Annotated in this window: 18 protein-coding genes; 9 read left to right on the top strand and 9 right to left on the bottom strand. The window is 71.4% G+C overall.

The window, feature by feature from the left end; translation table 11 throughout:
* The first annotated feature begins 4 nt into the window (after window positions 1-4).
* The 8 genes from T398_RS03625 to T398_RS03590 all read left to right on the top strand — a co-directional run bounded on the left by T398_RS03625 (window position 5) and on the right by T398_RS03590 (window position 10,721).
* Window positions 5-1,435: an aldehyde dehydrogenase family protein gene (locus T398_RS03625; RefSeq protein WP_496444520.1), complete on the top strand. Its 1,431-nt coding sequence runs from the start codon at window positions 5-7 to the stop codon at window positions 1,433-1,435.
* On the top strand, window positions 1,428-2,267 hold the full coding sequence (locus tag T398_RS03620; RefSeq protein WP_496444518.1) for an aldehyde dehydrogenase family protein: 840 nt from the start codon (window positions 1,428-1,430) through the stop codon (window positions 2,265-2,267). Before T398_RS03625 ends, T398_RS03620 begins: the two co-directional genes overlap by 8 nt.
* 31 nt (window positions 2,268-2,298) lie before the next feature.
* Window positions 2,299-2,769, top strand: coding sequence for a BlaI/MecI/CopY family transcriptional regulator (locus T398_RS03615; protein WP_496444516.1), 471 nt, complete (start codon window positions 2,299-2,301; stop codon window positions 2,767-2,769).
* A gap of 10 nt (window positions 2,770-2,779) precedes the next feature.
* Window positions 2,780-3,685 carry a M56 family metallopeptidase gene (locus tag T398_RS03610; protein WP_496444514.1) on the top strand — a complete coding sequence of 302 codons (906 nt, stop codon included), beginning with the start codon at window positions 2,780-2,782 and terminating at the stop codon, window positions 3,683-3,685.
* Between the two features lie 97 nt (window positions 3,686-3,782).
* Entirely contained in the window at window positions 3,783-5,456 is a 1,674-nt protein-coding gene (gene cydD / locus T398_RS03605; RefSeq protein WP_496444512.1) for a thiol reductant ABC exporter subunit CydD, read from the top strand.
* A complete protein-coding gene (cydC, locus tag T398_RS03600) occupies window positions 5,456-7,291 on the top strand; it encodes a thiol reductant ABC exporter subunit CydC (RefSeq protein ID WP_496444510.1) in 1,836 nt (611 codons plus the stop codon). Before cydD ends, cydC begins: the two co-directional genes overlap by 1 nt.
* A gap of 205 nt (window positions 7,292-7,496) precedes the next feature.
* A complete protein-coding gene (locus T398_RS03595) occupies window positions 7,497-8,420 on the top strand; it encodes a SatS C-terminal domain-containing protein (protein ID WP_496444508.1) in 924 nt (307 codons plus the stop codon).
* 39 nt (window positions 8,421-8,459) lie between these two features.
* A complete protein-coding gene (locus T398_RS03590) occupies window positions 8,460-10,721 on the top strand; it encodes a transposase (RefSeq protein ID WP_496444506.1) in 2,262 nt (753 codons plus the stop codon).
* Window positions 10,722-10,862: 141 nt separating this feature from the next.
* Here the strand turns inward: T398_RS03590 and T398_RS03585 are convergent, their stop codons facing one another.
* From T398_RS03585 to T398_RS03565, 5 genes are all read right to left on the bottom strand, one after another.
* On the bottom strand, window positions 10,863-11,453 hold the full coding sequence (locus T398_RS03585) for a GTP-binding protein (protein ID WP_496444504.1): 591 nt from the start codon (window positions 11,451-11,453) through the stop codon (window positions 10,863-10,865).
* A 1-nt stretch (window position 11,454) separates the two neighbouring features.
* Window positions 11,455-11,832 (bottom strand): DUF742 domain-containing protein, encoded by a 378-nt coding sequence (locus T398_RS03580; protein WP_496444503.1) that lies wholly within the window; start codon window positions 11,830-11,832, stop codon window positions 11,455-11,457.
* A 92-nt stretch (window positions 11,833-11,924) separates the two neighbouring features.
* Window positions 11,925-12,329 (bottom strand): roadblock/LC7 domain-containing protein, encoded by a 405-nt coding sequence (locus T398_RS03575; RefSeq protein ID WP_011904728.1) that lies wholly within the window; start codon window positions 12,327-12,329, stop codon window positions 11,925-11,927.
* The gene (locus T398_RS03570; protein ID WP_496444501.1) at window positions 12,326-15,943 is read right to left on the bottom strand and encodes a sensor histidine kinase; all 3,618 of its coding nucleotides are present in this window, start codon (window positions 15,941-15,943) and stop codon (window positions 12,326-12,328) included. Before T398_RS03570 ends, T398_RS03575 begins: the two co-directional genes overlap by 4 nt.
* Window positions 15,944-16,518: 575 nt before the next feature.
* Entirely contained in the window at window positions 16,519-17,613 is a 1,095-nt protein-coding gene (locus T398_RS03565; RefSeq protein ID WP_496444499.1) for an adenosine deaminase, read from the bottom strand.
* 198 nt (window positions 17,614-17,811) lie between these two features.
* Between T398_RS03565 and T398_RS03560 the strand changes: the two genes are divergently transcribed.
* The gene (locus T398_RS03560; protein WP_496444497.1) at window positions 17,812-18,699 is read left to right on the top strand and encodes a putative RNA methyltransferase; all 888 of its coding nucleotides are present in this window, start codon (window positions 17,812-17,814) and stop codon (window positions 18,697-18,699) included.
* Here T398_RS03560 and T398_RS03555 read toward each other — a convergent pair.
* The 4 genes from T398_RS03555 to T398_RS03540 form a co-directional block, all read right to left on the bottom strand.
* A complete protein-coding gene (locus tag T398_RS03555; RefSeq protein ID WP_496444930.1) occupies window positions 18,696-19,349 on the bottom strand; it encodes a DUF4272 domain-containing protein in 654 nt (217 codons plus the stop codon). The genes T398_RS03560 and T398_RS03555 overlap by 4 nt on opposite strands.
* Window positions 19,350-19,468: 119 nt before the next feature.
* Complete coding sequence (locus T398_RS03550; RefSeq protein ID WP_496444495.1) at window positions 19,469-20,749, bottom strand: thymidine phosphorylase; 1,281 nt, start codon at window positions 20,747-20,749, stop codon at window positions 19,469-19,471.
* A gap of 90 nt (window positions 20,750-20,839) precedes the next feature.
* Window positions 20,840-21,544: a cytidine deaminase gene (locus T398_RS03545; RefSeq protein ID WP_496444493.1), complete on the bottom strand. Its 705-nt coding sequence runs from the start codon at window positions 21,542-21,544 to the stop codon at window positions 20,840-20,842.
* Between the two features lie 12 nt (window positions 21,545-21,556).
* Window positions 21,557-22,837, bottom strand: coding sequence for an ABC transporter permease (locus tag T398_RS03540; RefSeq protein ID WP_496444491.1), 1,281 nt, complete (start codon window positions 22,835-22,837; stop codon window positions 21,557-21,559).
* Window positions 22,838-22,841 lie beyond the last annotated feature (4 nt).

The following is a 22,841-nucleotide window of genomic DNA, read 5'->3' as shown; positions in this document are numbered from 1 at the left end:
CGCGATGTTCGAATACGCCCCCGCCCCCGAGTCGCGCTCGGTGGTACGGCTCCAGCCCGCGTACGGGCTCTTCGTCGGCGGCGAGTTCGTTGACCCGACCGACGGCGACAGCTTCCCGTCGATCAACCCCGCCTCCGAGGAGGTCCTCGCCGGCGTCGCCGCCGGCGGCGTCGGCGACGTCGACCGCGCGGTCCGCGCCGCGCGCACCGCGTACGACCGGGTCTGGGGCCCGATGCCGGGCCGGGACCGGGCCAAGTACCTGTTCCGGATCGCCCGCCTCATCCAGGAGCGTTCCCGCGAGTTGGCGGTGCTGGAGTCGCTGGACAACGGCAAGCCGATCAAGGAGTCCCGGGACGTCGACCTTCCCCTGGTCGCCGCCCACTTCTTCTACCACGCCGGCTGGGCGGACAAACTCGACCACGCGGGGTTCGGGCCCGACCCCCGGCCACTCGGGGTGGCCGCGCAGATCATCCCGTGGAACTTCCCCCTGCTCATGCTGGCGTGGAAGATCGCCCCAGCCCTGGCCACCGGCAACACCGTGGTACTCAAGCCCGCGGAGACGACCTCGCTCACCGCGCTGCTCTTCGCCGAGATCTGTCAGCAGGCCGACCTCCCCGCCGGAGTGGTGAACATCGTCACCGGTGCGGGCGAGACCGGCCGGGCCCTGGTCGAGCACCCCGACGTGGACAAGGTCGCCTTCACCGGCTCCACCGAGGTGGGCAAGGCCATCGCCCGCGCCGTCGCCGGCACCGACAAGAAGCTAACCCTGGAGCTGGGTGGTAAGGCCGCCAACATCGTCTTCGACGACGCCCCGGTGGACCAGGCGGTGGAGGGCATCGTCAACGGCATCTTCTTCAACCAGGGGCACGTCTGCTGCGCCGGCTCCCGCCTGCTGCTCCAGGAGTCGGTCGCCGACCAGGTGCTGGCGGCACTCAAACAGCGGATGGCCCAGCTGCGCGTCGGTGACCCGCTGGACAAGAACACCGACCTCGGGGCGATCAACTCGGCGGCCCAACTGGCCCGGATCAGCGAGCTCGCCGACGCCGGTACGGCCGAGGGCGCCCAGCGCTGGTCGCCCCCGTGCGAGCTTCCCGACCGTGGCTTCTGGTTCGCGCCCACCATCTTCACCGGGGTCGCCCAGGCCCACCGGATCGCCCGCGAGGAGATCTTCGGCCCGGTGCTGTCCGTGCTGACCTTCCGCACTCCGGCGGAGGCCGTCGAGAAGGCCAACAACACTCCGTACGGGCTCTCGGCCGGCGTGTGGACGGAGAAGGGCTCCCGAATGCTGTGGCTGGCCGACCGGCTCCGCGCCGGCGTGGTCTGGGCCAACACCTTCAACAAATTCGACCCCACCGCGCCGTTCGGCGGTTACCAGGAGTCGGGCTACGGTCGCGAGGGCGGCCGGCACGGGCTGGAGGCGTACCTGAATGTCTGAGCGGGTCGCGGTACGAAAGACGTACAAGCTCTACATCGGCGGGAAGTTCCCGCGCAGCGAGTCGGGACGGTCGTATCTCGTGCAGTCAGGTGGGAACAGCACGGCCAACGTGGCGCTCGCCTCGCGCAAGGACGCCCGGGACGCGGTCGTCGCGGCCCGGTCCGCCGGCTCGGGTTGGGCCGGCGCTACCGCGTACAACCGGGGTCAGATCCTCTACCGCGCCGCCGAGATGCTGGAGGGCCGGCGCGAGCAGTTCGTGGCCCTGGGCGTCCCCGGCGACGAGGTGGACGCCGCGACCGACCGGTGGGTCTGGTACGCCGGCTGGTCGGACAAGCTGCCCCAGGTGCGGGGTGGCGTGAACCCGGTCGCCGGCCCGTATCTCAACCTGTCGACGCCGGAGCCGACCGGGGTGGTGGCGGCGGTGGCCCCCGCGGCGCCGGCGCTACTCGGCCTGGTCAGTGTGATCGCCCCGGCGATCGTGAGCGGAAACACCGTGGTCGTGGCGGCCTCGCCCACCGACCCCCTCGCCGCGGTGACCCTGGCCGAGGTGCTGGCCACCGCCGATCTTCCCGCCGGGGTGGTCAACATCCTGACCGGTCGCATCGAGGAGACGGTCCCGTCCCTGGCGGGCCACCGGGATGTCAACGCCCTCGACCTGACGGGCGTGGCCGACGCCGAGCTGGCGACGAGGCTGGAGGTCAGGGCGGCGGAGAACCTCAAGCGGGTGCTGCGCCCGGTCCCGGCCCACCACAACTGGTACGCCGATCCCGGCCTGGCCCGGATGACGGCACTGCTGGAGACGAAGACGGTCTGGCACCCCAAGGGCGGGTAGCGGGCACTACTACGCGAGGTAGGATTACCGGGTGACCCGGCTCGGCGAGCTCGAACGCGCAGTGATGGATGTGCTGTGGGACCTACCCCCCGGCAGAACAGACGGGCTAATGGTGCGGGAGGTCGTCGACGCCCTCGCCGGGCGCGAGCTGGCCTACACCACGGTGCTGACCGTGCTGGACCGGCTCGCCGGCAAGGGCATGGTGCGGCGGGAACGCGAGGGGCGGGCCTGGCGGTACCAGGCCGCCGCGAGCCGAGAGGCGTACATCGCCCAACTGATGCTCGACGCGCTGGACCTCGGCGGTAGCCGGGACGCCGCCCTGGTGCGCTTCGCCCGGTCGGTGACCGGCACCGAGGCGGAGGTGCTGCGCGCCGCCCTGATCGCGTCCGGCGAGCCAAGTTCCCCGGCGGACCCCGCCACCCCGGCGGACCCCGCCACCCCGGCGGACCCCGCCACCCCGGCGGACCCCGCCGCCCCGGCGGCCAAGACGCCGAAGTACTAGGGCGGCGAGCATGACGTACGCGCTGCACTTCGGGCTCACGGTGCTGGCCTGCTGGCTCACCGCGCAGGTGTTGGCCCGGTCGACCTGGACCTGGCGCAGTCCGCGGGTGGCCATTCTCTGCTGGCAGGCGGTCGGCCTGGCGGCGGGCCTGGCGGCGATGGGTCTCCCGATAGCCATCGGCCTGGCCGGATACGACCTACCGACCGGCAGCGCCCTCTGGGCCCTCGCCGGGGAACTGCGGCGCGGCACGTGGCCGGCTGGGGTAACCGCGCTCCAACTCGGGCTCGTCGGTCTCGGCTGCGGAATCGGCGTGGTGCTGTTCACCACCACCCTCCGCAGCCTGCACGGCGCCGTCCGAGCCCAACGCCGGCACCGGGATCTGCTCACGCTGGTCGCCCGGCAGGATCCGACGGTGCCCGGCGCGCTGGTGCTCGACCATCCGAGTGCGGCCGCGTACTGCCTACCCGGTGTACGACCCCGGGTCGTGATCAGTGCTGGCACCCTCGAGCTGCTGGACCAGGCCGAACTGGCGGCTGTGCTCACCCACGAGCGGGCCCACGCCCAGGAACGGCATGACCTCGTCCTGTTGCCGTTCACCGCGCTGCGCCGGGCGCTGCCCTGGCTCCGCTGGGTACGGGACGCACACGAGCGGGTCACCCTGCTCGTCGAGATGCGCGCCGATGACAAGGCCCGCGAGCGGCACGCCGAGGCGCCCCTGGCCGGCGCGCTGCGCCGGTTCGCCGCCGCTGGTGACCGGCTGACTCCGGCCGGCACCCTGGGCCTCGGCGACCACGACCTCGAACTGCGGGTCCACCGGCTGCTGGAGTCGGGACGACCGCCCCGGCTGGTCGGCGCCGCGGCGCTGGCGGTGACGACCACGCTGGTCGCCCTACCGGTCTCGCTGTTCCTGAGCTGATGGCCACGGCACCACCGAAGTCCGGTCCGACTAGGCTTTACGAAATGTGCTGGCGGGAGCTCCGGGGACGGACCGACGGTAGGGCACCGGGACAGCGATGAACCGTCGTCCCTTCGATCCACGTCTGCTGCGACAGGTCCCCGCGGCCCGGCGCGACCTCGCCGTACTCGCGCTCCTCGGCGTACTCGCCGCGGGCCTGGTGCTGGCGCAGGCGACCGCGCTCGCCGCACTGCTCGCCACCGCCTTCGACGGGCAGCTCAACCGGCCCGCGTTGGCCGGCTTCGTCGCCGCGATCAGCGCCCGGTCGCTGCTGGTGTGGGCGCAGGGAACGGTGTCGGCCCGGGTCGCCGCGACGGTCAAGGCAGCGCTGCGGGCCGAGCTGCTCGCCGCGGTCGGTCGGCACGGCCCGACCTGGGTCGCCGGGCAGCGGGCCGGACAGCTGGCAACGCTGGCCGGGCGGGGGCTGGACGCGCTGGACGCCTACTTCACCGGGTACCTGCCGCAGCTCGTACTCAGCGTCACCGTACCGATCGCCGTACTCGCCCGGATCTTCGTCGCCGACTGGAGCTCCGCCCTCATCATCGCGGTCACCCTCCCCCTCATCCCGATCTTCGGCGCGCTGCTCGGCTGGCAGGCGCAGGCGGCGACGGAACGTCAGTGGCGGCGGCTGGCGCTGCTCGGCGGGCACTTCCTGGACATGATCGCCGGGCTCCCGACGCTGCGGACGTTCGGCCGGGCCCGGGCCCAGACCGAGGTGGTCCGCCGGATGGCCGACGGGCACCGGGTGGCGACCATGCGGACGCTGCGCATCGCGTTCCTCTCCGCGCTGGTGCTGGAGTTGGTCGCCACCCTCTCCGTCGCGCTGGTCGCGGTGCCGGTCGGGGTCCGGCTACTCGGCGGCGGGCTGACCCTGCAGACCGCGCTGCTGGTGCTACTCCTCACCCCCGAGGCGTACCTGCCGCTGCGGACTGCCGGCAGTCGCTTCCACGCCAGCATGGAGGGGCTCACCGCGCTGGACGAGGCGCTCACCCTCTCCGCCGGGGCGCCCGAGGCCGGCACCGGGGCGGGCCGGGCCGAGCCGAACGGCCGGGGCGTGATCCGGTTCGAGGGTGTCACCGTCGCCTACGACCGGACCACGGCGCTGCGCGATGTCACGCTGACCATCCGGCCCGGCGAACGGATCGCGGTGGTCGGGCCGAGTGGTGCCGGCAAGAGCACCCTGCTGAACCTGCTGCTCGGATTTGTTCGGCCCACCTCCGGTCGGGTCACCGTGGACGGCGTCGACCTGGCCCGGGCCGACCTGGACGCCTGGCGCCGCAAACTCGCCTGGGTGCCGCAGCGGGCCCACCTCTTCGCCGCCTCACTGGCGGACAACATCCGTCTCGGCTCCCCCGACACGCCCGACGCCCGGCTGGCCGACGCCGTGCGCGACGCCGCGCTGACCGAGGTCGTCGCCGCGCTCCCGGACGGGCTGGCCACCCGCCTCGGTGAGCGGGGGCACGGTCTCTCCAGCGGTCAACGACAACGGGTCGCGCTGGCCCGTGCCTTCCTCCGGGACGCCCCGGTGGTGCTCCTCGACGAGCCAACCGCCCGCCTGGACGCGGGGAGCGAGTCCGCCGTCCTCAAGGCCACCCGCACATTGGTGGCCGGCCGCACGGCGCTGCTGGTGGCCCACCGTCCCGCGCTGCTGGCCGACGCGGACCGCGTGCTGCGGGTCGCCGACGGGCGGGTTACCGAGCTCACCCCGACCCCCGCCGGGAGGACGACCTGATGCGTGTCTCCGACCCGACCGGCCACCCAGGCACTCCCCCGGCCGACGGCACCGAGGGCGATGCGGCGCCGCTGTCCACCGGTCGTGCCGGCGCGCCGGAGCGGGTGGTGCTGCGGCTGGCCCGACCCTATCTGAACCGGCTCCTCGGGGCGGGCCTACTCGCCGCCGCCACCGAGTTCGCCGCGCTGGCCCTGATGTCCACCGCGACGTGGCTGCTGATGAGTGCTGCCGGCCGCCCGCCACTGGACCGGCTGACGGTGGCGATCGTCGCCGTCCGTGCGCTTGCCATCGGGCGCGGCGTGCTCCGCTACACCGAGCGCCTGGCCGGGCACGACGCGGTGCTGCGGCTGGTCACCGATGTCCGTACCCGGGTCTTCGCCGCCCTGGCGTTCCGGCGGGACCACACCGGGCAGCGCTCCGGCGACGCCCTGAGTCGGCTGGTGTCCGACGTCGAAGCCGTCCAGGACCTGCTGCTACGGGTCCTCGTTCCGGCTACGGCAGCGGGGCTGGTCGGCGTGGTGGCCGTCGCCGTCACCACGTTCGTCTCACCGGCCGCCGCCGGAGCGCTCGCCGTTGGACTGCTGCTTGCGGGGGTCGCGCTACCGGCGCTGGCCACCGCGCTGACCCGACGCGCCGCCGCCGAGCTGGCGCCGTTACGCGGCGCCCTGGCCACCGACGCCGTTGACCTCACCCACGGCGCTGCCGACCTCGCCGCCTTCGGGGCCACCGATCGGGCCCGAGGCGCGGCGACCGGCCGGATCCGGCGGCTGGCCCGAATCGAACGGCGGCTGGCCGCGGCCGGCTTCGCGGTGGACGCGCTGGGGGTTCTGGTGGCCGGGCTGACCGCCGGGGCGGTACTGCTGGTGGCCCTGGCCGACGGCGTGGACGGGGTGCTGGTCGGCGTACTCGCCGTCGGCACGCTGGTCGCCGTCGAGGTCGCGCTCGCGCTCGTCGGCGCCGCCCGGCAATGGACCGGCCTCCGCGCCGGCCTCACCCGGATCGCCGCGCTGCTTCGGGAGGCGCCGGCAGTATCCGCGGCCACTCCCGCGGTGCGCCCCGCCCCCACCGCCGCGGAGATCCGGGCCAGCGATGTCACCGTCCAGTACCGCGGCGAGGGGCCGCCCGCCCTCGACCGGTTCCGCCTGGACCTACCCCCCGGCCGACGAGTCGCCGTGGTGGGGCCGAGCGGCGCCGGCAAGAGCACGCTCGCCGCCGTCCTGACCGGCAGCGTACCGCCGACCACCGGACAGGTCGTCCTGGCCGGACAGGAGCTCTCCGCCTACCCGGCGGAGCTCCTCCCCCGGCTCGTCGGGGGCCTACTCGCCGAGGCGTACGTCTTCCACGCCACGGTCCGGGAGAACCTGTTGCTCGGTCGCCCCGGTGCGACCGAGGAGGACCTCGCCGCCGCGGCCGCCACCGCCGGGTTGGCAGGTTGGGTACGGGAGCAGCCCGACGGCTGGGACACGGTGGTGGGGGAGCAGGGCGGTCAGCTCTCCGGCGGCCAGCGGCAGCGTCTCGCGTTGGCCCGGGCGCTCCTCGCCGAGCCGGCGGTGCTGGTGCTCGACGAGCCGACCGAAGGGCTCGACCCGGTGGCCGCGGACGACGTACTGGCCGCCGTACTGGCCGCCACCCCGGCCCAACGCTCCGTGCTGCTGATCAGCCATCGGCTGCGCGGCCTCGACGCGGTTGACGAGATCCTGGTGCTCGAGGCTGGTCGGGTGGTCCAGCGCGGCCAGCACGCCGACCTGGTCGCCAGCCCTGGCTGGTACCGGGATCAGTGGCAGCTCCAGGAGGCTGCCGAGCGCGGCTATCTCGCTCTTGGCCCGCTGCCCTGACCGGGCTGGGCCAAGGGCCGGGGCCATCCGCCCCGCCGGCCATCGCGCCTCCGGCTGCCTCCACCCCGCCGTCGATCGCCCCGCCGACTGCCTCCATCCGCTCGCACGTCCGCAATTCCCAGTCACCGCCGGGGTACCGACACCACAGTCCGGCGCCGCCCACTAGGGTATGTGCGCGTAGTCACCCGCCAGGTCGACCTGGTGGGTGGGCAATCCGAAGCACACGGAGGTCAGCGTGGCCCGCCAGTCGCCTCAACGACCCGATTCCGACGAGCCCGAACTCGACGACTCGGCTGTCTCCGGCACCGCTGCCGCGTCGACTGAGGTCGCCCGCGCGCTCTGGTCGGAGCTGCGGATCGACCCGGTGGAGATCGCGCTACCCGCCGGCAGCGGCTACACGCTGCGCGCCTACCGTCCGGCTCGGGAGCTGACCCCGACCGACGTCGAGGAACGCGACCAGGACGACCCCTTCCTCGCCCGACGACAGGTGGTGGCCGAAGAGGACGACGAGAAGGTCGTCATCCTCGACGAGGAGGTCGCCCAGGAGTTCGCGGAGAGCGACAAGGAGGGGCGCGACGCCCACGAGGACTCCGGGGACGAGGCGGATGCCTCCGCAACCGAGTCCACCGACGACGCGGGCGATGAGGAGGTGCCGGTCTTCCTCAGTCACAAGGGCCGGCTGCTGCTCTTCAAGACGGCCGAATCCCTGGTCAGCTTCGTCCGCTCCGGCGCACCCAACGATCTGTCCCAGCTGGACAGTTGGGGCGAACTGGCCGAGCGGGTGGAGCCGAGCGATGTCACGCCGCTCGGCGAGGACACCTACGAGCTCGACCTGGTCGTGGAAAACCTGCGCGGCGGGCACGACGCGTGGGACTCGACGCTGCTCATCGAGGCCGGCGAGGTCGCCCGGGACCTCTCGTACGCGCTGCGGGTGCCCGCCGTGCTGGACATGCTCTCCGCTGGCTCCAGCCTTGACGACCTGGACGAGGCGTTGCGGGCCGCGGCCAACGGGGGAATTGGCGGGTTTCGCGGCCGGCGCCGGCTCAAGAAGATCGGGGCCCAAACCGCAAGCCTTGGTTGGCGCACCATTGTCGGCAAGATCTCTGCCGTTGTGGACTGGCGCGACTGACCCACACCAGGGAGCATCATTCTCTGGCAGAGAAGACCTGTGTCCCGGGAGGAGGACGACGCCGTGGCGCTCGTGCGCGTGTACTGCGGTCTGGCCTCGGCAGATCCGGCTGAGCGGCCGGCCTCGGTCGGTTCGACGCTGACATCCGCTGTAGTTGACGACGCTGGTCGTCTGCTGCACGTCTGCGAGATCAGCGACGACCCCGCCGGCTACGCCCAGTTGGTCACACTGCTCGTGAAACGATCGGGCGGAATCAGTGGCGCGGCGATCGCCGCCGACAACGACGACCACACCGTCACCTCCCTCGTCACCGCCGCTGGTCGTCCGCTGGCAGTCGCCGACGACGACTCGGTGGACGACTTCGCCGAGCGATTCGCCGACGACGACTCTCTGGAGGAGGTGCAGGCACCGCCGGTGCAGCGACGGGCCATCGGCCTCGCCCGCGCCCTGCAAGCCGGTGCGCTCTCCGCCGTCGCGCTACCCGCTCCCCGGGACCTGGCCGGTTACCAGCCGGTCCTCGCCGCGCACGCCGCGCTCGCCAGCGGCCGGCATTCGGCCGCGGTCGCGCTGCGAGAGGTGCTACGGGAGCTCTTCCCGGCGGCCCTACAGGCATACCCTGATCCCGCCGAGCCGGTTGCGCTGGCAGTGCTCGACGCCCTCCCCGAGCCCGGGATGTTGGCCGGCGCAGAGCCCGACGGGCCGGCCGACCGGGTCCTCGCGGACCTCGCTGCCACGGGTGTCGCCGCACCTGAAACGATCGAGGCGGCGATCACCTCCCTCCGGGTCGCGGTCGCCGAGACCCCGCGCCGCGCCGCGGTCAGCCGAGCCCTCACCTCGGCGGTCTCCACCACCGTCCGGCATGCCGTCGCCGCGGTCCGGGCCGGCGATGTCGGCTGCGAGGCGCTGGTCGGTGTGCTCCATGACCGGGCGGGCGCTCCCGCGCCACGCCGCCGGTCTACCGCCCGACACGGTGCGCCGAGCCACGAGCCAGCGTCCGCTGGCGCCACCCTGCCCACCCGGCTGGAGAGCGCCCGCCGACCCCAGCCAGAGCCGGCGCCGGGCCAGACCGCACCGCCGTCCCCGCGCCCGATGGGACCACCACCGGTCGCACCGATGCCGGTCGCACCCCCACCAGTGGCCCCGGAGCCGATTGCCCCGGTAGCCATGGCCGGTTCGCCGGCCTCGGTGGAACCGACTCAACCGGAGGCGACGCCGAGCCGCGTCGACGGCCCGACGAACCGCCCCATCTCGTCGGCCGCCAACGCCCCAACCCCGCCGTCGCAGCGCGGCTCGAGCTCACCGGCAGAGGCGGGTGAGCCGTTCCGGGCGACGTTGACCACCGCGGCGATCCAGAGTGCCCGCGCTGAGCGGCAGCGCACCATCATCCCGCCACGACCCAACCCGGAACCCGAACCGGTGACGCCGAGCGGCGGGTTCAGCGTGACCGATCCCAGCGTACCGGTGCCGAACCCCCGTCCCGGCCGGGAACCCGCTCCCCCGGGCTCGCGGGCGAACTGGCCGCTGGTCAACAACCCGGACCCGGCGGACGGTGCTACGCGTAACCCTACGACCGACTCGTACGGCGGGCATGGGGTGGACGCCCCGACTGATCCAGGTGCGGAGAATCGAGTGCCACCGCCGTGGTTGGCCGACGACATGCCGCAAGAGCCGCCGGTGCTGCGCTTGGTCGAGCCGCCACCGCTGGCCGACCGCGCGCTCCTCGACGGGGTTGGCCAACAGCTCGACACGCCACCGCTCCGCCTCGTTGATCGGGAGGGGCCCCGCAGTCACCACCACCCCACCGAGCGCCCCAACCGGCCGCAGTTGCCACCGGTGGAGCACCGTCCCCCACCGGTCGCCGACGACGGGGACGGGGACCTGCTCATCTTCGCCCAGGCTAAATCGGCCTGGTTCGTCGGTCACAGCGAAGACGACGAGGTGAACTGGTCGTCGCTGAACGACACCGGTTGGCAGGCGGCCGAACAGGCGGCGGAGCAGGCGGCGAAACCGACGGCCTCCGAGACAGCAGCGGGCCTTCCGGTCCGGGTGCCACAGGCCAACCTGGTCCCTGGTTCGCCGAAGCGGGACGATCGGCCACTGCGGATTGTTCGGGACGCGGCCAGCCTCGCAGAGAACACCACCGGTTACTTCCGCGGCTGGCGTCGCGGTCAAGAGATCGGGGGGTTCGCGGTTGGTGGCCGTCCAGGGCGCGAAGCCGCTGGCGGCTGGGACTTCACCCGGGACACCAGTGACCGCGACGAAGAAGAGTACGAGTACCGCTCGGTCGGATACCGGTCCTGACTCCCGGGACCCGGCCTCAATCAGCGCCAGCTGAATCGCGAACAGCCCCCGGCAGTTGGCCGAGGGCTGTTCGGCTTCTTTGTCCGAAAGGGCTTAGGTATCCGGCTACGGCCTGGCCGTAGCCGGATACCGGCACGTCATTCAGGCCCGGGCGACAGCCCGGGACCGACGCATGGTGAGCACGTACTCGACCAGCGAGATCAGCACGTGTTTCGTGGACTCTCGGTTGCGCGCGTCACACGCCACCACCGGCACGCGGCTGGAGATTGCCAGCGCGTCCCGGACCTCCTGCGGGTTGTGGTACTGCAGCCCATCGAAGCAGTTGATGGCCACCAGGTAGGGCAGCTGCCGGTGCTCGAAGAAGTCAATCGCCGCGAAACAGTCAGCGAGCCGACGGGTGTCGACCAAGACAACCGCACCGATGGCACCACGGACCAGTTCGTCCCACATAAACCAGAAGCGAGTCTGACCGGGCGTACCGAACAGGTACAGAATCAGGTCTCGGTCGATCGTGATTCGACCAAAATCCATGGCCACCGTGGTCGTCGACTTCCCCGGCACCTGCCGATTGTCGTCAACGCCCACACTCGCGGAGGTCATGATCGCCTCAGTTGTCAGCGGCGTGATCTCCGAGACCGAGCCGACCAACGTCGTCTTACCGACGCCGAATCCACCGGCAATGACAATCTTCGCCGATGTCACGCGGCCGCTCGCGGTCGGCGGACGCGCCACGTCAGAGCCTGCGAAGTCCACTCAGCACCCTTTCCAGCAGTTCAGTGCCTACCATGTCGTCCGAGTCGTCCAGGATGGTCGGCTCATGGACCGCGACCAAGCCATCGGTCGCCATGTCGGCGATGAGCACCCGGGCCACTCCGAGCGGAAGCTGCATCCGCGCCGCGATCTCGGCTAACGACTGCACACGTCCATCACAGAGCGCGGCGATGTACTGGTGCTCACGGCCGTGCCCGCCGTTGCCCGTGGCAACGGCCCGCCCGCGCACCGTTGTCTCGATAAGCGCTTCCATCGCGATATCGAGTCGGGGACGGGTGCGACCCCGGGTCACGGCGTACGGACGGACCAACGCGCCGGTCGGTTCGTCCCGATCAGTCATGTCACCGCTCACCTCCTTCGCACCCGGGGCCGGCGCGGGCCGCTCCCACTTTGTTGTCCTTGCCCGCCGGCCATCATCCGGTCAACGAAACGTCAGCCCGGCATTCCCGCTGCCGCACGCGGCTGCGGGGTCAACGCATCCCCCACCCGGTCAACCAGGAGGGCCATCTCGTAACCGACCTGCCCGACGTCAGAGTTGCGGGCAGCGAGCACCGCGAACGACGAGCCATCCGAGATCGACATCAGGAAGAGGAAACCGTTGTCCATTTCCACCACGGTCTGGAGCACGGCGCCGCCCTCGAAGCAGCGGGCTGCACCCTGGGTAAGGCTCACCAGTCCGGATGCGATGGCAGCCAACTGGTCGGCTCGGTCCCGCGGAAGGTCCCGTGAGGCCGCGAGGAGCAGGCCGTCCGCCGACACGGCGACCGCATGCGCGACTCCCGGCACCCGGTCGGCGAAGTTGGCGAGCAGCCAGCCGAGGTCCTGCGTAGTAGTCATCCTTCTTGCTCCTTCTGCCCGTTCCCAGCCATTGGGCCTGAGCCAGATTGCGAGGACTGCCCACCCGGATTCCCCTCCGGGCTGGTCGGGTTGCTGTCCGAGGGACTATTACGCCCTCGCTGGACTCCACGGTGATACGCAGAGAGCAGCCCTCGGACCGACTCAGGCGTTCGCCGCTGAACCGCTGCCGACGGTTTTTCCACCGCGCCAGGTACCAGCTGCGCCATCGGCGTACGCTTCGGCAAACCAGTTGAGGTGGTCGCCGCCACCGGTACGTCGCTGGCCGCGGTAGCGGCCCGCCAACCGTCGTCGGCGGCGGTGCTCCAACCCTCACCGGCTCTTCCCTGTGATGGGGCGAACCCGCCGGTGGGGAAGGTGTTCCCGTTCGCGGTCGGGCCGTTCTGACGCGACGTACCGCCGTTCGTCGGGCTTTCTGCCATTGGTGTGTTACCTGTCGTTGCGGGTGGTGCCTGCTGCTGCCGGTCCGCATCTACCCTGGCGAACTGCTGGGTCGCGGCACCACCCTGCCCCGTGGCGCCGCCGCCCCCGACAGTGTCGGCATTCTTGGCAGTCTCCTCGGAGCCGGGTCGGCGGGTGCGGAACCAGGCCGACTCCAGCTCCCGGAAGATCGGCAGTTCCATCGTCGCGTCGGCAGGCAACTGCTCGTTCTGCGGCGCGGCTGACGACTGCTGGCTCTGCGGCGCGACTGGCCGCGCCACCGACGGCGCAAGCGGCGGGGAGCCCGGCACCGGAGCGGCTGGGCCGGCCGACGCGGGCGCAGCGGGGTATGCGGCGGGCGGGGAGCCGGCCGAAGCTGCTATCCGAGGCAGCTCGGTAGTCAGGTCAGGGACCGTGGGGACCTGTTCGGAGACCGAGGCAGCGGTGCTGGGCACCGGCGGCCACGCCGGTGGGGCGGCGCTACTCGGGGCCGTGGTGGCCGGCGACGGCGGCAACTGCGCCGCGTACGGCTGGCCCGAGCTCGGCGCCGCGTACGGCTGGCCCGAACTCGGCGCTGCGGAGGTCGGCGCCGCGTACGGCTGGCCCGAGCTCGGCGCTGCGGAGGTCGGCGCCGCGTACGGCTGGCCCGAGCTCGGCGCTGCAGAGGTCGGCGCCGCGTACGGCTGGCCCGAGCTCGGCGCCGCCGACACCGGCGCCGCGGAGGTCGGCATGCCCGCGGTGGGCTGCCCGGAAGCCGGCCACCCGGAGTAGGGGGTCGACGGAGTGCCGTGCGGCTGGGCTTCTGGGCTACTCGGCAGTTGTCGCGGAATCCCCGGCTGCTGCCCGGGGGCATCCGCCTCACTCGAGGAACGCCGTTGCGGCAACATGCCGTTCGGCTGCCCGTTCGTGGGGTACGGGGCGTCCGACCCACCGCCGGTGACGGCGCTGGTCGCACCGGTGAGATCGGACCACGCTGGCATTGCCGGCGGCGAACTCGAGGGCGTGCCCGCCCCGTTGCTGTGGGCCGGATCGAAGGGCCGGCCACCGAGCGTTACCTGGTTACCAGACTCGCCCGGGCGGGGGCCAGAGATTGAGCCAGCCGGCGCGGGAAGGGCGTCGAGTGACGCCGCCGGGCTGGGGTTCGGCACTGGCGGCAGGCCGGGGGGTAGCTGCTGCCCGGCGCCGAGCCCCCGGGGCACCAGCACACCAGGCGGAAGGCTCACCTCCGCGACGGCTCCCCGATCGGTGCCGGCGCGTAGTTCCACCTTGACCCCGTGCCGGGACGCCAGCCGGGCAACCACGACCAAGCCCATCATCCGAGAGACCGCCACGTCCACCTGTGGCGGGGTGGCGAGCTTCTCGTTCAGCTCCCGCAGCTGTTCCGGACTGATGCCGATGCCGCGGTCCTCCACGTAGAGGGAGGCACGGTCGCCGGCCCGACGGGCCTCCACCACGACCTGCGACTCGGGCGGCGAGAACGCGGTCGCGTTGTCGAACAGCTCGGCGATGAGGTGCACCAGGTCGTTGACGGCAGCGGCGGCGACCTCGATATCGCGGTCGATGATGCCGAACTCGATCCGCGTGTAGTGCTCCACCTCGGACTGGGCGGCCCGGAGCACGTCGATCAGGGCCGCCGGCTCCCGCTGCACGCGGGTGGAGTCCGCAGCGGCGAGGACCAGCAGGTTCTCGTCGTTGCGGCGCATCCGGGTGGCGAGGTGGTCGAGTTGGAACAACTCGGCCAGCCGATCGGGATCCTCCTCGCCCCGTTCGAGGCGGTCGAGTTGACCGATGAGTCGGTCGACCAGGATCTGCGACCGGCGGGCCAGGTTAACGAACATGGTCGCCACGGAAGCCCGCAGGGCGGCCTGCTCCGCCGCGGTACGCACCGCCTCCAGGTGAACCGCGTTGAACGCCTCGGTCACCTGACCGAACTCGTCCTTGCTGCGCACCGGCAGCGGCTCGGCGATCTGGTTGGCGAGTTGCACCGGAGTTTGCTGGCTGCCGGTGGCCTGCGTCTCCCGCAGTCGGGCGACGGCCTGCGGCAGCCCGTGCCCGGCGATCATAAGAGCGCCCTGCCGCAGTTCACGCAGCGACCGCGCCATCGAGCGGGCGACCAGGTACGCGAAGAGGACGGCGAGCAGCAGCATGCTGAGCAGCAGCCCGGTCTCCAGGAACACCTGCATCCGCACGGCCGACCGGCGCTCGTCGGCGAGCCCGACGGCATCCCGGTCAAGCTTCGCCTCCACTTTCCGAACCAGGGCGGCGTATTCGGCCATCGCGCTATCCCACTGGTCGGGTGTGAAGCCGGCGGCCGCCAGGTTCCTGGCGTCGGAGAGGCCGCGCAGGTTGCTGTTGTAGGAGTCCGCCTCGCGGGCGTCGGGACCGGCGACCGTCTGGTCGAACAGCTCCTGGTCGGCACGGTCGGCGACGGCGGCGAAGGTCTCCAGCCACTGTTGCTGGCCGGTCCAGGTGGAGATGTAGGTGTTCCGTAGTTCGGGGGTGAGCTGCTGCCGGTTGAGGGCTACGTGAACCACGTCCCGCTGCTGGGACAGGTACTCCTTGTTCCGGGTTAGGGCGGCCGCGGCCCGCATCCGGTCGCTCAGCTCGGAGTCACCGGCCAACTGGGCGGCCGAGTCCCGCAGGTTGATCAGGTCGGCGAGCAGGCTGTCGTACTGCTGCTGCGCCTGGGTGGTGCTGAGTCGACCGTTGAAAACCTGGCTTCGTGTTCCGGGCAGGTCGGTGAGGGTCTGGTCAATGAAGCGGAGCTGGTTCTCCAGCGTGTTGGGTAGGCCCGTAACCTCGCCCCGCCGCTCGGCGTACGGCTCCTTCGCCTGGTCAACCCGGTCGGACGCCGTGTCGTACGCCTTGCGGCGCTCCTCCCGCTCGGCCGGCCGATCTTCGCCCAGCAGCCGGATCGCTTCCGTCCGCTCGGCCTGCAGCTGGCTAGCCAGGTCGCCCGAGAAGGCGACCAGGCTGGCGAGGTCGCCGGATCGATTGGCGTTGTCAAGCGTTTGCAGGTGGTCAACGATGCCACTGGTACCCACGACGACCGTTGCAACGGTCGGCACGATCAAGATGAGACCGAGCTTGGACCAGATCGGCAGGTCGCGGAGCCGACCTGCAGGCCGGCGCAGACGCGACAGGGGAGAACCTGCCGTCTTCGGTCGTTTGCTCACGTCACCGCCTCGCGATTGCAGCCTTCTTGTTGCCCGCGGGCAACACTGGGTGACCCACCCACTGGGTCAGACCATCCGAGATTCCACCACGCCGCCCGGGAAAGAGAAAGCCCGGCCCGGGCGGAACCCCTGACGCGGTGGGATGTTTCAGCAATTCGGTTGCGTTGAGTACGACCAGGATCACCCAATGCAATGAGTGACCCTCCACGTCGTCCCGTTAGACAACCCTCCGGCCGACGAAAATCGCATATAGCTCGATGAAACGGACTTCCCGGCCTGACGTGAACAACGGATGCACATTACTCCGCGCACCCGCTGCAGCTACCACGGAAGACCACGTCGACGGGGAGGTGCCGACCCCGCACGCGCGGACACGGCAGGGGAACGACGCTCCAGCCCAACACCCATCGAATCGGTCCGACATTATAAGCAATCAGCTGCTACTTTTGTACAGTCATTCGGACAGAAAATGTAGTCAGCTTGCCAATCTTTCACTCCGAACGGGTGTTGTTGACGGAGGTAACGCGCATCGCCAAGGGTGGAGTCCCCCTACTCGCGAGTAGGGGGACTCCACCCTACTGCTGCTCCGCACCGGCCAACAGTCGCCCGTACGCCGGCTTGATCACCTCGTCGATTATCTGCAGTCGTTGGTCGAACGGGATAAAGGCGCTCTTCATGGCGTTGATCGTCAACCACTGCAGTTCCCGCCAGCCGTACCCGAAGGCGTCCACCAGCAAGGCCATCTCCCGGGACATCGAGGTGCCGCTCATCAACCGGTTGTCGGTGTTGACGGTGACCCGGAACCGCAGGTCCCGCAGCAGCCCGATCGGGTGGTCGGCGATCGACGGGACCGCCCCGGTCTGCACGTTCGACGAGGGGCACAGCTCCAACGGAATCCGCTTGTCGCGCACGTACGCGGCCAACCGGCCGAGTGCCGGCTCCGAACCGGGCATGATGTCATCCACGATCCGCACACCGTGGCCGAGCCGGTCCGCTCCGCACCACTGGATGGCCTGCCAGATCGACGGCAGCCCAAACGCCTCGCCGGCGTGGATCGTGAAGTGGAAGTTCTCCCGCTGCAGGTACTCGAAGGCATCCAGGTGCCGGGTGGGCGGGAAACCGGCCTCGGCCCCGGCGATGTCGAAGCCCACGACGCCGACGTCGCGGTACCGTACGGCCAGTTCGGCGATCTCCTGCGACCGGGCGGCGTGCCGCATGGCGGTCAGCAGCGTACCGACCCGAATCGGCGTGCCCTGCGCCGCGGCGAGGTCGCTGCCCTCGGCGAAGCCGGCGATCACCGCCGCGACCACCTCGTCCAGGTTGAGGCCCCGCTCCAGGTGCAGCTCCGGCGCGAACCGGACCTCCGCGTAGACGACACCGTCAGCCGCCAGGTCCAGCGCGCACTCCCGGGCCACCCGCCGCAGCGCCGACTCGGTCTGCATGACCTGAACGGTGTGTGCGAAGGTCTCCAGGTACCGCTCCAACGAGCCGGAGCTGGCCGCGTCAACGAACCAGTGACCCAACGCCTCCGGATCGGTCGTCGGCAGCTCGTGCCCCACCTCGGCAGCCAGCTCGACGACCGTCGCTGGTCGCAGGCCACCGTCGAGGTGATCGTGTAGCAGGGCCTTGGGTACCTTGACGATGTCCTCGTACCGGATAGTCGCAACCATGTTCAGACCCTAGTCGGCACCCAGGTCCACCCGGCTTCAGCCCGGTTGGCGCGTTGTCCGGGTCACCCGCCAGCCGGACCTGGCAGTGCGCGACGCGGCAACCGGTTCGTCCGCGGCAACCGGCTCGCCCGGGGGTCGATAGGATGCCGGTCCACCGGGTGACCGCCCGGCTCGCCACCGACCGGCCCGGAGCCCGACATGGATCCCCGCATCCGCCACCGGCTGCGCTGCCCGATCTGCGCCCTCCCGCTGGCCGAGGCGACCGCTGGCACCACCCGGGCGCTGACCTGTCCGCGCCGGCACAGCTTCGACGTGGCCCGACAGGGCTATGTGAACCTTTTGGCCGGCCGGGCACCACACGTCGGGGACACCGCCGAGATGGTTGCCGCCCGCACCCACTTCCTCGCCGCCGGGCACTACGACCTGATCTCCCGGGCGCTGGCCGAAGCGGCCGCGGTCGCCGCGGCCCGCTACCGCGCCGCGCGCCCCCAGCTCGGGCCGACCTCCGCGACGTACCCCCTGGTGGTGGAGCCCGGCGCCGGCACCGGCCGGCACCTCGGCGCGGTGCTGGCGGCGCTGCCGGACGCCGTCGGCCTGGCCCTGGACGTGTCGAAGCCAGCGCTACGCCGCGCGGCCCGCGCCCACGAACGAGCCGGAGCGGCGCTCGCCGACACCTGGCAGCAGCTGCCCCTGCCCGACGCCTCGGTCGCCGTGTTGTTGAACGTCTTCGCCCCGCGCAACGGAGCGGAGTTTCACCGGGTGCTCGATCCGGCCGGCGCGCTGCTGGTCGTCACGCCGGCCGCCGACCACCTCACCGAGTTGGTCGGTGCGCTCGGCCTGCTCCGGGTCGATCCGGCGAAGTCCGACCGGGTGGCCGGGCGCCTCGGAACGCGTTTCGCCACCGAGTCGGAGACCGAACACCGAACCCGGCTGACGTTGACCCGCCCGGAGATCGCCACTCTGGTGGGGATGGGACCCAGCGCCTGGCACACCGATCCGGCCCGGCTCACCGAACGGATTGCCACCCTGCCCGACCCGGTCGAGGTAACCGTGGCCGTCCGGCTCGACGTCCACCGTCGCCGCTAGGTAGAGAGATCCACCTCTTCCCAGCCGGGGGGCTCGTCGTGGTAGGGGCCCCGGAGGACCACCGCCCACTCCAGTGCCCACCGACGCTGCCCGATCGCATTGGCGTCCACCAGGCCGGGCAGGGTTCGGTGGGCGTGCTCCACCTCGAGATAAGCCCAGTCCAGGCAGTAGTGCAGGTCAAGCAGGGCCGCCGCGTCCGCCGGATCCCGGGGGGCGGTGAGGGTCCGGGACCGCCAGCGCCGAACCGTCTCGCCAGCCAGGATGTTCGGCATCCGCTCCACCAGCCGCTCGTCCACCGGCAGCGTCGGGTCCAGCTGCCGAGTCAGGCCAAGCACCCAGGCCAGGGCGTACAGCGCGTCGTAATGCAACACGAACGAGCGGTGGTCACCCTTGCCGCCAGTAACGAACTGCCACTCCGGCGGGGTGACTGTCTCCACCAGGTGCGAGGCGAGCAGCCAACTCATCGCCGCCTGCGGCGGCATGCCGAAACAGCGGGCCAGGATGAGGTGCAGCACCGCGACCCGCGTCTCGATCTCACCGGTCGGGCGCAGCTCGATCTCGTCACCGGGCTCCCACACCAGGGGAAAGTGCGCCGGCGGCAGTGGCAAACCCAGCCGAGACAACTCCTCCAGGCTGGCCGCACGCACCATTCGGGGGTTTGGGGCAGGTACCACCACGACAGTTATCCTCGTCTGTGTGGACTGGCTGGCCGGATCGTCCTCCTGGCCAGGCAGGATAGCCCTCCGCTGAGGGGGAACGGAACGGACGGTCAGCTGATTCGCTCGAGCACCAACGGCTGCTGTTCCGGGGCAGCCGCCGCGATCCGCACCGCCCGCACCGCCTCCGTCCGGGCCGCCGGAATCCGGTCGGCCTCCTCGGCTCGCAGCTCAAAGAGGGGCTCACCAGCCCGGACCCGATCACCGGGGCGCTTGTGCAGCAGCACCCCCGCCGGCGCGGACACCGCGTCCTCCTTGCGGGCCCGGCCGGCACCGAGCCGCCACGCGGCCAACCCCATCCGGTACGCGTCGACCTGAGCCACCACACCGCTCTCGTCCGCGCGGACCACCTCGACCTCCGGCGCGGTGGGCAGTGGGGCGTCCGGGTCCCCACCCTGGGCCCGGAGCATCGCCCGCCAGGCGTCCATCGCCCGGCCGTCGCGCAACGCCGCCGCCGGATCGGCGTCCGGTAGCCCGGCCGCGTCCAGCATCTCGCGGGCCAAGGCCAGGGTCAGCTCCACCACGTCGGCCGGGCCGCCGCCGGCCAGCACCTCCACGGATTCGGTCACCTCGACCGCGTTGCCGATGGCCAGCCCCAGGGGGGTGGACATGTCGGTCAGCAGGGCGACCGTGCGGACACCCTGCGCACCACCCAGCTCGACCATGGCGCGGGCCAGTTGCCGGGCCTGGTCGACCGACTTCATGAACGCGCCCGAGCCGACCTTGACGTCGAGCACCAGCGCACCGGTCCCCTCAGCGATCTTCTTGCTCATGATCGAGCTGGCGATCAGCGGGATGGCCTCCACCGTGCCGGTCACGTCCCGCAACGCGTACAGCTTGCGGTCGGCCGGCGCGAGACCGGCACCGGCCGCGCAGATCACCGCGCCGATGTCGCGGAGCTGGGCGAGGAACTCCTCGTTGCGAAGCGATGCCCGCCAGCCCGGAACCGACTCCAGCTTGTCCAGCGTGCCGCCGGTGTGCCCGAGGCCCCGGCCGCTCAGCTGCGGCACGGCCGCACCACAGGCCGCCACCAACGGAGTCAACGGCAGGGTGATCTTGTCTCCGACGCCGCCGGTCGAGTGCTTGTCCACCGTCGGCCGGTCGACCGCCGAGAGGTCCAGCCGCTCCCCGCTGGCGATCATCGCCGCGGTCCACCGGGCGATCTCCGGCGTGGTCATGCCGTTCAGCAGGATCGCCATCGCGAGCGCGGCCATCTGCTCGTCGGCCACCTGGCCCCGGGTGTAGGCGTCCACCACCCAGTCGACCTGTGCGTCGGAGAGGACCGCGCCGTCCCGCTTGGCCCGAATGACATCAACCGCCGCAAAATCCGCCATGAGCTAACTCTCTCCCCACGTCCTCAGCCCGGGCTGGCTACCCGCCCGCTCCGATGTACCCCGCCGGCCGTCGACCCTCAGCTCGAATGCTCAGCCCGGCCACCGGATCGGAATCTCCAACGGCGGCTCGCCCTCACCCGCCCAGAAGATCGTGCCCGCCGCGTCCACCACCACGACCCGGGGTACCCGGGCCAGCCCCCAGGTGATCGCCTCCGCTGGATCATCCCAGCTCGGCCCCTCCTCGAGAACGCCGGTCTCGCCGTCACCGGCCTCCCCCGCCGAGCGTTCCCAGTACGCCGTCCACACCTGCTGCCCCGCCGACAGGTCCGGGTGCACGAAGACCGTCCCGCGCCCCCGCCAGGCAGCCAGCCGCTCCGGCACCACCGGAACCGGGTCCGCCCCGGTCACCGCCTCCAGATCCGCGACGTCGAAGGCGTGCGGCAGCAGCTCGGCCATCCGTAGCGCTCCGTTCTTCGCCTCGATCAGGCACTCCGGGCCACCGTGCTCCCAGAGCAGCTGCCGGCACCGCCCGCACGGCATCAGTGGCTCCCCGGTGGCGTCAACGCAGGAGAGCGCGATGATCCGCCCACCACCGGTGGCGTGCAGTGCGGAGATCACGCCGCACTCGGCGCAGAGCCCCACACCGTACGACGCGTTCTCCACGTTGCAGCCGACCACGACGCGACCATCGTCCACCAGGGCGGCCGCCCCTACCGGAAACTTCGAGTACGGCACGTACGCGTGCCGCATCACCTCGGTCGCCGCGGCGCGCAGCCGCCCCCAGTCGAGCTCCATCTGGTATCCCCATCAACCCTTGATGTACGGCTTGCCATCGGCGGCCGGCGCCCGGACCCTACCCACCAGCCCCGCCACCGCCAGGATCGTCGCCAGGTACGGCAGCATCGCCAGGAACTGGCTCGGAATGACGCTGTTAATCGCGCTCAGGTAGGTGGCGAGCTGGTCGGCGAAGCCGAAGAAGAGCGCCGCGAGCAGCGCGCCGGTCGGGCTCCACCGGCCGAAGATCAGCGCTGCCAGGGCGATGAAGCCCTTACCACCGATCATGTTCTTGGTGAACGAGAAGAGGGCGAGCGTGTAGGACGCACCTCCGATGCCGGCGACCGCCCCGGCGAGCAGCACATTGCGGTAGCGCAGCCGCAGCACGTGGACGCCGAGGGTGTCGGCGGCGGTCGGGTGCTCACCGACCGAACGGGTGCGCAGGCCCCATCGGGTCCGGAACAGCCCGATGTGGATCACCAGGACCAGGAGGAGACCGAGGTAGAGGAAGATGTTGCCGGCGAACAGCGCCGGCCCGAGCACCGGAATCTCCGACAGCAGCGGGATCTCCCAGTCGCTGAACCGTGGGGCGCTGTTGTACTTCACCGGGTCGGGCTGCATCAGCCGCTCGTAGAGGAAGCCGGTGACGCCCACCGCGAGCAGGTTCAGCACGATCCCCATCACCACCTGGTCCACCAGGTAGCGGATGGCGAAGACCGCCAGCAGCAGGGAGATGAGGGTGCCGCCGATCGCCGCGGCGACCAGGCCCACCCAGAGGTTGCCGCTGAGGCTGCCGAAGAGGGCGCCGCTGAAGGCGCCCATCAGCAGCTGACCCTCGATGGCCACGTTGACCACGCCGGAGCGTTCGCAGAGCACCCCGGCCAGCGCCCCGAAGATCAGCGGAAGGGCCAGGATGAAGGTGCCCCGGACGATGTTGACCAGGGGCATGAAGTTCTGCCCGGCCGGGGCGGTGGAGACCTGCCAGCAGAGAAAGCTCACCACGAAGCCGACCAGGCCGACACCGAGCACGAGGGTGAACCAGCGCGTCGGCAGCCCGGCGAGAATCGCCACGCCGGCGGCGAGGGCGACCGCCCCGAAGAGGGCCGCGCCGACCGTACCGTTGATCTTCAACGCGGCGCCGCTGGCGTCCTCGCTGAGGGTGAACCGGGCCGGCTCACTGGTGGCGAGCGCGGTGAAGAGCAGCACCGCCAGCAGGCCGAGCGCGGCCAGCACCAGGCCGGCCTTCCGGTTCCGGGTCCAGAACCCCGCGTTGACCGGGGCGACCGCGACGTCGTCTACAGCCATGGTGGACATGCGC

It is taken from the genome of Salinispora goodfellowii (genome assembly GCF_059570675.1).
Note: the sequence above shows the minus strand (reverse complement) of the source record. Positions and strands in the feature narration are given on the sequence as shown.

Bases quoted from the DNA above. Each gene is read 5' to 3' on its own strand.
- T398_RS03625 (WP_496444520.1), top strand. From the start codon at position 5: ATGTTCGAATACGCCCCCGCCCCCGAGTCGCGCTCGGTGGTACGGCTC.
- T398_RS03620 (WP_496444518.1), top strand. From the start codon at position 1,428: ATGTCTGAGCGGGTCGCGGTACGAAAGACGTACAAGCTCTACATCGGC.
- T398_RS03610 (WP_496444514.1), top strand. From the start codon at position 2,780: ATGACGTACGCGCTGCACTTCGGGCTCACGGTGCTGGCCTGCTGGCTC.
- cydD (WP_496444512.1), top strand. From the start codon at position 3,783: ATGAACCGTCGTCCCTTCGATCCACGTCTGCTGCGACAGGTCCCCGCG.
- cydC (WP_496444510.1), top strand. From the start codon at position 5,456: ATGCGTGTCTCCGACCCGACCGGCCACCCAGGCACTCCCCCGGCCGAC.
- T398_RS03580 (WP_496444503.1), bottom strand. From the start codon at position 11,832: ATGACTGATCGGGACGAACCGACCGGCGCGTTGGTCCGTCCGTACGCC.
- T398_RS03575 (WP_011904728.1), bottom strand. From the start codon at position 12,329: ATGACTACTACGCAGGACCTCGGCTGGCTGCTCGCCAACTTCGCCGAC.
- T398_RS03565 (WP_496444499.1), bottom strand. From the start codon at position 17,613: ATGGTTGCGACTATCCGGTACGAGGACATCGTCAAGGTACCCAAGGCC.
- T398_RS03560 (WP_496444497.1), top strand. From the start codon at position 17,812: ATGGATCCCCGCATCCGCCACCGGCTGCGCTGCCCGATCTGCGCCCTC.
- T398_RS03555 (WP_496444930.1), bottom strand. From the start codon at position 19,349: ATGGTGCGTGCGGCCAGCCTGGAGGAGTTGTCTCGGCTGGGTTTGCCA.
- T398_RS03550 (WP_496444495.1), bottom strand. From the start codon at position 20,749: ATGGCGGATTTTGCGGCGGTTGATGTCATTCGGGCCAAGCGGGACGGC.
- T398_RS03545 (WP_496444493.1), bottom strand. From the start codon at position 21,544: ATGGAGCTCGACTGGGGGCGGCTGCGCGCCGCGGCGACCGAGGTGATG.
- T398_RS03540 (WP_496444491.1), bottom strand. From the start codon at position 22,837: ATGTCCACCATGGCTGTAGACGACGTCGCGGTCGCCCCGGTCAACGCG.